The organism is Nocardia vinacea NBRC 16497, assembly GCF_000308835.1.
In the GTDB taxonomy this organism is placed as follows: Bacteria; Actinomycetota; Actinomycetes; order Mycobacteriales; family Mycobacteriaceae; genus Nocardia; species Nocardia vinacea.
The window spans coordinates 1-12,858 of the sequence record NZ_BAGN01000209.1 but is presented as its reverse complement, the minus strand read 5'-3'; the positions used below and the strand labels follow the sequence as shown (position 1 = coordinate 12,858).

The following is a 12,858-nucleotide window of genomic DNA, read 5'->3' as shown; positions in this document are numbered from 1 at the left end:
ACTGGAGTACCTGGGCCGCACCGACTTCCAGGTGAAGCTGCGTGGTCTGCGTATCGAACTCGGTGAGATCGAGTCGGCGCTCACCGCGCAGGCCGCGGTGGCACAGGCGGTCGTGCTGGTGCATTCGGATGAGCGCACCGGCGATCAGCTGGTCGCCTACCTGGTCGCGAATCCGGACCGGGCCATCGAAATCGAGACCGTCAAGAACACGCTCGGCGAGCAGTTGCCCGCGTACATGGTGCCCGCGGCCTACATGGTGCTCGACGAGTTCCCGCTCAATGCCTCCGGCAAGCTGGATCGCAAGGCGCTGCCCGCACCGACGTTCGCGGCCAAGGTATTCCGCGCGCCGACCACCCCGGTGGAGGAGATCGTCGCGGGGACCTTCGCGGAGGTGCTCGGTCTGCAGGGCGTCGGACACGGCGTCGGTCTGGACGACGATTTCTTCGAACTCGGCGGCAACTCGCTGATCGCTACCCAGGTGGCCGCACGACTCGGCGCGGCACTGGACACCCAGATCCCGGTGCGCGCGCTGTTCGAAGCTTCGAATGTCGCGGCACTGGCCGCACTGGTGGAATCGGCGGCGGGCGAAGGCGGTCGCGCACCGCTGACTCCGCAACCGCGTCCCGAACTGGTTCCGCTATCGCTGGCCCAGCAGCGGATGTGGTTCCTGAACCGCTTCGACAACCGCACCGCGGTCAACAACATCCCGGTCGCGGTCCGGCTCACCGGCGATGTCGATATCGTCGCGCTGAACGCCGCCGTCGGCGATGTGCTGGCCCGCCACGAGGCGCTGCGCACCATTTACCCGGAGGTCGAAGGCACCGGTTACCAGCACGTACTGCACACCGACGAGGTGCGCTTCGAGCTGGGGACCGAGGCGATCGCGCCGGGCGCGGTGCCCGCGCGCATCGTCGAGCTGGCGAGCGTGCACTTCGATGTGACCAGTGAGGTGCCGTTCCGGGCCAACCTGCTCAGCATCGATGAGCAGAACCACGTCGCGGTGCTCGTCATGCACCACATCAGTGGTGACGGCTTCTCGCTGCGTCCGCTGCTGCGTGACGTGGTGCTGGCCTACACCGAGCGCAGTCGCGGTGAGGTGCCCGCCTGGGCGCCGCTGGATGTCCAGTACGCCGACTATGCGCTGTGGCAGCGCGCGGTGCTCGGCAGCGAGGACGATCCGGAATCCGTCGCGGCACAGCAGCTCGCGTACTGGACCGAGCAGCTGGCCGATCTGCCCGATCAGATCGAACTGCCCGCCGACCGTTCGCGGCCCGAGGTCGCGTCCAATGCCGGTGGCACCCATGGCTTCTCGATCGACGCCGAACTGCACGCCGCACTGGCCGAGCTTGCCCGCGCTCGCGGGGTCACGCTGTTCATGGTCATGCACGCGGCACTGGCGGCCTGGGCGGCCCGGCTGTCCAACAGCACCGATATCGCCATCGGCACCCCGATCGCCGGCCGCGGTGAACGTGCGCTCGACGATCTGGTCGGCATGTTCGTCAACACGCTGGTGCTGCGCAACGAGGTCGAGCCGAGCGTCAAGTTCGGCGATCTGCTCGCGCAGGTGCGCCGCACCGATCTCGCGGCCTTCGCCAATGCCGATGTGCCGTTCGAGCGGCTGGTGGATGTGCTCTGGGGACGGCAAGGCGGCGGAGCCGCCGGGGTGGGTAGACACAGCCCGGCTCGGTCGCAGGCGCACCACCCGCTGTTCCAGGTGGCGTTGACCTTCGAGGCCGCCTCGGCCGCGGATATGGGCACCGTCGCGCTGCCGGGTGTCGAGCTGTCGGTGGTCGAATTCGACCCTGGCACAGCCAAATTCGATGTGCAGCTGACCGTGGGCGAGACCGCCGACGGTGCGCTGGGCATGTCGTGGAACTACGCCACCGAGCTGTTCGATCCGGAGACGGTGGCATCGTTCGCCGATCGCCTGGTCCGGATTCTGCAGAGTGTGGTCGAGGATCCCGAGATCGTCATCGGCGATATCGATCTGCTCGGTGAGGCCGAGCGGCTCAATGTGTCGCAGCGCTGGGTGTCGTCCGGATTCGATAGCCTGGCGCGAGCGACGGGTCCGGAGGCGGCAGCCCGGGTAACCACGGAGGGCACCGGGAGCGCCCTGATACGACGCAGCACACCGCGATTCAGTGCACCGGGTATCACGCTGGTCGACCTGTTCGAGCAAGCGGTGGCCGCGCATCCGGACAATACGGCGGCCAAATTCGGCATCGAATCGCTCACCTACGCGGAACTGGATCGGCGCGCTAATGTGTTGGCGCGCAGGCTGATCGCTGACGGCGCGGGTCCCGAATCGCTGGTCGCGGTGATCCTGCCGCGTTCGCTCGATCTCGTGGTCGCACTGCTCGCGGTGGTGAAGACCGGTGCGGGCTATGTGCCGGTCGATCCGACCTACCCGGCCGACCGCATCGCCTACGTGCTCGCGGATTCGCGTCCGACCAGCGTGATCCTCGATTCCACGGTCCAGGTGACCGTGCCCGACGAACTGCCGACCGTGGTACTCGACGGATTCGCGGTGGAGACCGGCAATGTCGAGGACGCCGACGATGCCCCGATCACCGACGCCGATCGCCTCGCGGCGCTCACCCCGGACAATGTCGCGTACGTGATCTACACCTCCGGCTCGACCGGCCGCCCGAAGGGTGTGGCGGTCGCGCACCGGAATGTGGTGCGGCTTTTCGCCAATACCGATCGCGACTTCGGCTTCGGCCCCCGCGATGTGTGGACGCTGTTCCACTCCTACGCCTTCGACTTCTCGGTGTGGGAGCTGTGGGGTCCGCTGCTGTTCGGCGGCACCCTGGTGGTCGTCGACTACTACACCTCGCGCTCGCCCGAGCAGTTCCTGGAACTGCTGCGGGTGGAGCAGGTCACGGTGCTCAACCAGACGCCGTCCGCGTTCTACCAACTGGCCGAGGCGGATCGCAATGCCGCACCGGAAGCCGAACCGCTGGCCTTGCGCTACGTGGTGTTCGGCGGTGAAGCCCTCGAACTGCGCAGGCTCTCGGATTGGGTTGCCCGACACGGTGACGGCACCGACAAGCGCTCGGCGCATGTCGCTCCGCTGCTGGTCAATATGTACGGCATCACCGAGACCACGGTGCACGTGTCCTACCGTGCGCTGGACGCCGCGACCATCGCCGCCGCCTCCGGCAGCGTGGTCGGCCGCGCCATCGCGGGTCTGCGCGTGTACGTCCTCGACAACCGGCTGCGGCCGGTGCCGGTCGGCGTCGCGGGCGAAATGTATGTCGCGGGACCGCAATTGGCTCGCGGCTACCTCGGTCGCTCGGACCTGACCACCACCCGATTCGTCGCGAACCCCCTCGCCGACGCGGAGGCCGCGGGCACGCGCCTGTACCGCTCCGGCGACCTCGCGCGCTGGAACCGCTTCGGCGAACTCGAATACCTCGGCCGCGCCGACGATCAGGTCAAGGTGCGCGGCTTCCGCATCGAACTCGGTGAGATCGAATCCGCCATCCTGGCCCAGCCGGGCATCGCCCAGGCCGCGGTCATCGTGCGCGAGGACCAGCCGGGCGATCAGCGGATCGTGGCCTACGTGGTCGCCGAACCCGATGTGATCCCGGATCTCGACGTGGTGCGCAGCGGTGCGGCGGAACGACTTCCGTCGTACATGGTGCCTGCGGCGCTGGTGCGGCTCGAGTGGATTCCGTTGACCGTCAACGGCAAGCTGGACCGTCGCGCGCTGCCCGCGCCCGCGGTGCAGGCCAAGGCTTTCCGCGCCCCGGTGACGCCGGTGCAGGAGACCGTCGCCGCGGTCTTCGCCGATGTGCTCGACCTGCCCAGGGTCGGTGTCGACGACGACTTCTTCGACCTCGGCGGCAACTCGCTCATCGCGACCAGGGTGGTCGCCCGGATCGGCGCGGCGCTCGGCACCACCGTCCCGGTGCGCGCGCTGTTCGAGGCTTCCACCGTGGAAGCGCTCGCGGCCCGGGTGGAATCGCATGCCGACGGCGCCGCGCGCGCCCGGCTCGTGGCCCGTCCGCGCAAGGCCGACGAACTCGTGCCGCTGTCGTTCGCGCAGCAGCGCATGTGGTTCCTGAACAAGTACGACACCGCATCCGCGGCGTACAACCTCCCGGTCGCCATCCGGTTGACCGGTGCGCTCGATATCGAGGCGCTGCGGCTGGCGGTGGCGGATGTGGTGCGCAGGCACGAATCGCTGCGCACCCGCTATCCGGAGCACGGCGGCACCCCGGTCCAGGTCATCGTGCCCGCCGACGCGATCGCGCTCGACCTGCAGCCGGTTTCGGTCGATCCGGCCGAGCTGACCGCGGTGGTGACCGAATTCGTGACCACCGGATTCGATGTGTCCGAACAGGCTCCGCTGCGCACCAGGCTCTTCTCCGCCGGTGCCGACGAGCATGTGTTCGTCGTCGTGGTGCACCACATCGCGGCCGACGGCTTCTCCATCGGCCCGCTGACCCGCGACGTGATGCTCGCCTACACCGCGCGTGCCCAGGATGCCGCGCCCGGCTGGGCGCCACTGCCGGTGCAGTACGCGGACTTCGCCATCTGGCAGCGCGAAGTCCTCGGCGCCGAGGACGACCCGACCTCGCTGATGGCGCGTCAGGTGTCGCATTGGCGGCGCGCACTCGACGGCATCCCGGACGAACTGCCGCTGCCCACCGATCGGCCGCGTCCCGCGATCGCCTCGCATCGCGGCGCGACCCTGCAGACCGAACTGTCCGCCGAACTGATCGCGGCGCTGGAAGGTATTGCGCGCCAACGCGGTGCGTCGCTGTTCATGGTGATGCACAGTGCGCTCACGGTGCTGTTGGCCCGTTTGTCGGGCACCGACGATATCGCCGTCGGCTCGCCGATCGCGGGACGTGGTGAGCAGGCGCTCGACGATCTGGTCGGTATGTTCGTCAATACCCTTGTGCTGCGCACCGGTATCGATCAGTCGGAATCGTTCACGGCGCTGCTGGACCGGGTGCGCTCGACCGACCTGGATGCCTTCGGCAATGCCGACGTACCGTTCGAACGGCTGGTGGAACTGCTCGCGCCGGAACGCTCGCAGGCGCGCAATCCGCTGTTCCAGGTGATGCTCGCATTCCAGAACCTGGAGCGCACCGCACTCGAATTGCCGGGTCTCTCGGTGTCCGCACTGGACCTCGACGAGAATGTGGCCCGTTTCGACCTGCAGTTCACGCTGTCCGAAACCGGTTCCGCCGGAATGACTTTGGCGCTCACCTATGCCACCGAGCTGTTCGACGAGTCGACCGCCGAGCTGATCACGCAGCGTTGGCGGCGGGTGCTGGAGGCCATTGCCGCCGACCCGACCGTCACGGTGGGTGCCATCGATGTGCTCGACGCGCAGGAGCGGGCCGATCTGATCGCCCGCACCGGCGCGCCCGCGGTGCCCGCGCGCACCCTGCCCGAGCTGCTGGCCGAGGCCGCGGCGATGGATCCGAAGGCGCCCGCCGTGGTGTTCCAGGGGACACGTGTGTCCTATGGCGACCTCGATGAGCAGTCGAACCGGTTGGCGCGCTTGCTCATTGCCGAGGGCATCGGCACCGAGGATCTGGTCGCCGTCGGTGTGCCGCGGTCCGCGGATTCCGTCTTCGCCGCCTGGGCGGTATCGAAGACGGGTGCGGCATTCGTGCCCGTCGACCCGAACTACCCGGCCGAGCGCATCGCGCATATGGTCACCGATTCCGGTTCGCCGGTCGGCCTGACGGTCGCGACGGTTCGTGACGGCCTGCCGGATTCGGTGCGCTGGCTGGTGCTCGACGAGCTCGACCTGGACGGATTCGACGGCGGTCCGATCACCGACACCGACCGGATCCGCCCGCTGCGTCCGGCGCATCCGGCCTACGTCATTTACACGTCGGGCTCCACCGGTGTGCCCAAGGGTGTGGTGGTCACCCATGCCGGACTCGCGAACTTCAGCGTCGAGCAGATCGTGCGCTACGACCTCGATTCCGGTTCGCGCGCACTGCATTTCGCCTCGCCCAGCTTCGACGCCTCGATCCTGGAACTGCTGCTCGCGGTCGGCGCGGGCGGTGCGCTCGTGGTTACGCCGCCCGGTGTGTACGGCGGTGAGGAACTGTCCGAGCTGATCCGCACCGAGCGGGTCACGCACGCGTTCATCACACCCGCCGCGCTGGCCACCTTCGATCCGACCGGCCTGGACTCGCTGCGGGTACTGGTCGCCGGTGGTGAGGCGGTTCCGGCGGATCTGGTCGCGAAGTGGGCGGTGCCGCTGGAGAACGGGGCCGTCCGCAACTTCCACAATGGCTACGGTCCGACCGAGACCACCATCATGACCAATATCAGCGAGCCGCTGGTGGCCGGTGACACGGTGGTGATCGGTGCGCCGATCCGTGGCATGCAGTCGCTGATCCTGGACGCCCAGCTCCGGCCGGTGCCGGTGGGTGTCGCGGGTGAGCTGTATCTGTCGGGCATCCAGCTGGCGCGCGGTTATCACGCCCGCGCCGGTCTGAGCGCCGAACGCTTCGTCGCCAACCCGTATGTCGCGGGTGCGCGCATGTACCGCACCGGTGACGTGGTGCGCTGGACCCGTACCGGCGAGGTCGAATATGTGGGCCGCTCCGACTTCCAGGTGAAGGTGCGCGGCTTCCGTATCGAACTCGGTGAGATCGACGCGGCGCTGGCATCGCACGAGACCGTCGACTTCGCGGTCACCGTCGGCCACAAGGGCGCGGCGGGTGCCACCTCGCTGGTGTCGTATGTGGTTGCGGTGCCGGGTCATTCGATCGATGTCGCCGAGCTGACCGCGCACGTCGAGGAACGCCTGCCCGCGTACATGGTGCCGTCGTCGGTGATGGTGATCGACCACATTCCGCTGACCCCGGTCGGCAAGCTGGACCGTAGGGCCCTGCCGGAGCCGGTGTTCGCGACCGAGGTGGTCTTCCGCGCACCGCGCACGCCGATCGAGCACACCATTGCCGAGGTCTTCGCCGAGGTGCTCGGCGTCGAGCGCGTCGGTGTCGACGATTCGTTCTTCGCCCTCGGCGGCGACAGCATCGTGTCCATCCAGCTGGTTTCGCGAGCCAAGGCGCGCGGTGTGGTCTTCACCCCGCGCAATGTCTTCGAGCAGCGCACCGTGGCCGGACTGGCCGCGGTCGCCGAGACCGCCGACAGCACCGAGACCGCCGTCGAGGCGCTGGCCGAGCTGCCCGGTGGCGGCATCGGCGCCATGCCGCTGACCCCGGTGGTCCGGTTCATGGCGCAGCGGAACGGTTCGTTCGGCCGGTTCAACCAGACCATGGCACTCGAATTGCCGGTCGGCATCGATCGCGCGGGCATCGCGAAAACCGTTGCCGCGGTGGTCGACCGCCACGATATGCTGCGGGCCCGGCTGTACCGCGAGGGTGAGGACTGGACCCTCGAAACCGTCGACCCGGGCAGCGTCGACGTGGACGCGCTGATCGATCGCACCGAATTCGATGCCGGTATCGACGACGCCGGACTGTTCGAAATCGCTTCCGCCGCATTGGATGCCGCACTGGATCGACTCGATCCGGCGGCCGGCGTGGTGGTTCGGTTCGTCTGGCTGGAACCGTCGGACGGCAGCCGCGGCGGCCGCCTGATCGTGGCCGCGCATCACCTCGTGGTGGACGGTGTGTCCTGGCGCATCCTGGTGCCGGACTTCGTCGCCGCCTGGGGCCAGCTCACCGCGGGCCAGGAACCACAGCTCGTCGCGCCCGCGACCTCGATGCGGGCCTGGGCGGACGCACTGCGGCGCGAGGCCGAAAGTGCCGAGCGGGTGGCCGAACTCGACTACTGGCGCTCGGTGGTCGGCACGGCGGATCCGCTGCTGACCGAGCGTGCGCTGGACCCGACCGTGGATACCTCGGGTGCCATCGAGAAGCTACAGGTCGAGGTGTCGGCCGAGGTCACCAAGGCGCTGTTGACCACTGTGCCCGCGCTGTTCCACGGCGGTGTCAACGACGGTCTGCTCACCGCGCTCGCCCTGGCGACCGCGAAGTGGCGCGCGGGCCGCAGCACCGCTCGCGCCGACGACGCGCTGCTGATCCGCCTGGAGGGCCACGGCCGTGAAGAGGGCATCGTGCCCGGCGCGGACCTCTCGCGCACCGTCGGCTGGTTCACCGCGATCTTCCCGGTCCGTTTCGACCTGTCCGGCATTGATATCGATGCCGCGCTGACCGGCGGCCCCGCGCTCGGCAAGGCCGTCAAGGCGGTCAAGGAGCAGCTGCTCGCGGTGCCGGACAAGGGCATCGGCTACGGCCTGCTCCGCTACATGAATGCGGCCACCGCGACGGAACTGCCCGTCGAACAGCCGGGACAGGTGAGCTTCAACTACCTGGGCCGCGTCTCCGAGGGCGATGTGCCCGAGGCGCTGCGCGGCTTCGGCTGGATCCCGGCCGCCGAACTCGGTGCGCTCGGTGGCGCCTACGACGCGGATATGCCCGCGATGGCGCCGCTGGATATCAACGCCATCGTGGTCGGCGACAAGCTGACCGCCAATATCGGCTACCCGAGCACCCTGCTCGATGCCGCGCAGGTCCGGGAATTCGGCGAACTGTGGACCACCGCACTGGAAGCGGTTGCCCGGCATGCCAATTCGAACGGCGCGGGCGGGCACACACCGTCCGACTTCGCCCTGGTGCGCTCGACCCAGCGCGATATCGACAACTGGGAGCAGCGCTTCCCGGCACTGGCCGATATCTGGCCGCTGTCCGCGCTGCAGGCGGGTCTGCTGTTCCACGCGCGCCTGGCCGCCACCTCGGTGGACGTCTACACCGCGCAGGCCGTACTGACGCTCACCGGGCGGGTGGATCCGACCCGATTGCGTTCGGCCGCACAGGCTCTGGTGGATCGCTACGAGAACCTGCGCACCGCCTTCGTCACCGATAACGACGGCAACCCGGTGCAGGTCGTCCTCGACAGCGCCCGCGTCGCCTGGGCCGAGCACGACCGGATCGAATCCGGCGACGCCGCCGATCTCATCGCCGCCGACCGCACCCAGCGCTTCGATCTGACCGCGCCGCCGCTGATCCGCTTCACGCTGATCCAAACCGACGCCGACCGTTGGCAGTTCGTGGTCTCCAACCACCACATCCTGCTCGACGGCTGGTCCATGCCGCTGCTCATGCGGGATCTGCTGGTGCTCTACGCGGCGCACGCCGATGCCAATGTGCTGCCCGCGGTGCGCTCCTACCGGCACTTCCTGGAATGGACCAGGCAGCAGGATCATGCGGCCTCGGTGGCCGCGTGGACCGCCGCACTGCGCGGTGTCAGCGAACCGACGCTGCTCTCGCGCCCGGATGCGAGCCGCGAAATCACCACGCTGTCCGGCGAATACTTCTTCGAGCTGGACGAGCAGGCGACCGCGCGACTCACCGCACTGGCCGCCTCGCTCGGCGTCACGCCGAATACCGTGCTGCAGGTTGCCTGGGGCATCCTGATCGGCCGGATGACCAGCCGTGACGATGTGCTGTTCGGTACCACCGTGTCCGGTCGTCCGGCACAGCTGTCCGGCGTCGAATCGATGGTCGGCCTGTTCATCAACACCGTCCCGGTGCGGGTGCGCTTCGATCCGTCGGAATCGGTGGAGCAGTTGCTCACCCGGACCCAGGGCGAGCAGGCGGATCTGCTCGATCACCACTACGTCGGCCTGGCCGATATCCAGTCCGCCGCCGGTATCGGCGGGCTGTTCGACACGCTCGTGGTCTTCGAGTCCTATCCGGTCGATGCCGAGGGCATCCGGGCGCAGGCCGCCGATATCGATGGCATGGCCGTGGTCGATATGCAGGCCGCCGATGCCACGCACTATCCGCTGACCCTGATCGCGCAGCTGGACTCCCAGCTGCGGGTTCGCGCGGGCTACCTGCGCGACCTTTTCGACGAGCAGACAGTGCGTCGCATCGCCGACCGCCTGGTGCGGGTGCTCACCGCGATCACCACCGAACCCGCTGCAGCGGTGGGCGATATCGAACTGCTCGATACCGCCGAGCGTGAGCTCGTGGTGTCCGATTGGAACGACACCGCACACGACGTAGACGCTGTGTTGTCGGCTCGCTCAGCGGGCTCCGCTCACGGGTCCACGCTGGTCTCCATGTTCGAGGCCCAGCTCGCCGCGACTCCGGACGCGACCGCGCTGACGTTCGAGGGGACCAGTCTGACCTACGCCGAGTTCGGCGCCCGGGTCTACGGCCTGGCGCGCTGGCTCATCGAACGCGGTGTCGGCCCGGAATCGTATGTGGCCCTCGGTATGCGGCGCTCCATCGATCTGGTGGTCGGCATGTACGCGGTGGCCGTGGCCGGTGGCGCGTATGTGCCGCTTGATCCGGATCATCCGGCCGAGCGCACGGAATACATTCTCGCCACCGCCGATCCGGTCTGCGTGCTGACCTCCGGTGACGATCTGAAGATCGATACCGCTCAGGTGCGCATAGATCTGCTCGACCTGTTCGGGTTGTCGGACGAGCCGGTGACCGAGGCGGAACGGCGTGCGCCGCTGCGCCCGTCGAATACCGCGTACGTGATCTTCACCTCGGGTTCGACCGGTCGTCCGAAGGGTGTGGCGGTCAGCCATGCCGCGATCGTGAACCGCCTGGTGTGGATGCAGTCGGCCTACGGGCTGACCGGCGCCGACGCCGTACTGCAGAAGACGCCCGCCACCTTCGACGTTTCGGTGTGGGAGTTCTTCTGGCCGCTGCAGATCGGTGCACGGCTGGTCATCGCTAAGCCGGACGGGCATCGCGATCCGGCCTACCTCGCCGAGATCATTACCGCGGAGCGGGTCACCGTCACCCACTTCGTGCCGTCCATGCTGTCGGTCTTCGTGGCCGATGCCGCCGCGGCGCGGTGTGATTCGCTGCGACTGGTATTCGCCTCCGGTGAAGCGCTGCCGCCCAAGCCCGCGCATCGCCTGCGCGAGCTGACCGGTGCGGCGCTGCACAACCTGTACGGCCCGACCGAGGCCGCGGTCGACGTCACCTTCCACGAGGTGGTCGCGACCGATACCGACACCGTGCCGATCGGTGCGCCGGTCTTCAATACCCAGGTCTACGTGCTCGATTCGCGGCTGCGCCCGGTGCCGGTGGGTGTCGCGGGTGAGCTGTACCTCGCGGGCACCCAGTTGGCGCGCGGCTATGTCGCGCGTCCGGATCTGACCAGCGATCGGTTCGTCGCGAACCCGTTCGCCACCGATGGCGCGCGCATGTACCGCACCGGCGACCTGGTGGCCTGGACGGCCGACGGTGAGCTGGATTACCTGGGCCGCACCGACTTCCAGGTGAAGCTGCGCGGTCTGCGCATCGAACTCGGCGAGATCGAGCAGGCGCTCACCGCGCTGGACGAGATCGCCCAGGCCGTAGTCGTGGTGCGCGGTGATCAGCACACCGGCGACCAGCTCGTCGCGTATGTCATCGCGACGCCGAACCTTCGGTTGGATATCGAGACGGTGCGCGAGGATCTGGCGCGGCAGTTGCCCGCGTACATGGTCCCGTCGGTGGTCATCGTGCTCGACGCCTTCCCGCTCAACGCCTCCGGCAAGCTGGATCGAAAGGCACTGCCCGCGCCGGTGTTCGAGGCCGCGGTATTCCGCGCGCCGACCACACCGGTCGAGGAGATCATCGCGGCCACCTACGCCGATGTGCTCGGCCTGGAACGCGTCGGACTCGACGACGACTTCTTCGCACTCGGCGGCAACTCGCTGAGCGCCACCCAGGTCGCCGCCCGGCTCTCGGCCGCACTGGATACCGATCTCGGTGTCCGTGAACTGTTCGAGGCGTCCTCGGTGGCCGCGCTCGCGGCCCGCGCGGAGTCCCGGGCCGGTGCCGGTGGTCGGATGGCCCTGGTGCCGCAGCAGCGCCCCGAGCGGGTGCCGCTGTCGCTGGCCCAGCAGCGCATGTGGTTCCTCAACCGCTTCGATCCGGAATCGGCCGTGGACAATATCCCGGCCGCGGTGCGGCTGTCGGGTCTGCTCGACCGGCAGGCACTGCAGATCGCGGTCGCCGATGTGCTGGCCCGCCACGAATCGCTGCGCACCTTCTACCCGGAGTACGACGGCACCGCCTACCAGCAGACCGTCTCCACCGCCCGGGTGATCCCGGATCTGACGCCGATCGATGTCACCGAGGCCGAACTGCCGCAGCGCGTTGCGGAGGTTATCCTGACCGGCTTCGACGTCACCGCCGAAGTTCCGTTCCGGGCCAAGCTGTTCGAGATCAGCCCGACCGAACATGTGCTCGCCTTGGTGGTGCATCACATTTCGGCCGACGGCTTCTCGATGGGCCCGCTCACCCGCGACGTGATGACGGCCTACGCCGCGCGCGTCGAGGGCGGCGAGCCCGCCTGGCGGCCGCTCGAGGTGCAGTACGCCGATTTCGCGCTGTGGCAGCGCGCGGTGCTCGGCGCCGAATCCGATCCGGAATCGGTGATCTCGGCGCAGATCGAGTTCTGGTCCAAGACCCTGCGCGGCCTGCCCGAACAGCTCGACCTGCCCGCCGACCGGCCGCGTCCGGCGGTGGCATCGGGTCGCGGTGCGACGCACGTCTTCGAGATCGATGCCGAAACCCACGGCAAGCTCACCGAACTCGCGCGCACCAGGGGTACGACGCTGTTCATGGTCGCGCACACCGCGCTGGCCGTGCTGCTGTCGCGGCTGTCCGGCGAGGAAGACATCGCGATCGGTACGCCGATCGCCGGACGTGGTGAGCGTGCGCTCGACGATCTGATCGGCATGTTCGTCAACACCCTGGTGCTGCGGACCCCGATCGACGGCGAGGCCACCTTCACCGAGCTGCTGCGCAGCGTGCGCGCCATCGATATCGGTGCCTTCGGACATGCCGACCTGCCGTTCGAGCGGCTGGTGGAGATCCTGAACCCGGCCCG

At 68.5% G+C, this 12,858-nt stretch carries 1 protein-coding gene; it reads left to right on the top strand.

The features are described 5' to 3' along the window. A partial coding sequence (locus tag ON44_RS29195; protein ID WP_040695761.1) for a non-ribosomal peptide synthetase occupies nucleotides 1–12,858 on the top strand: 12,858 nt, incomplete at both ends.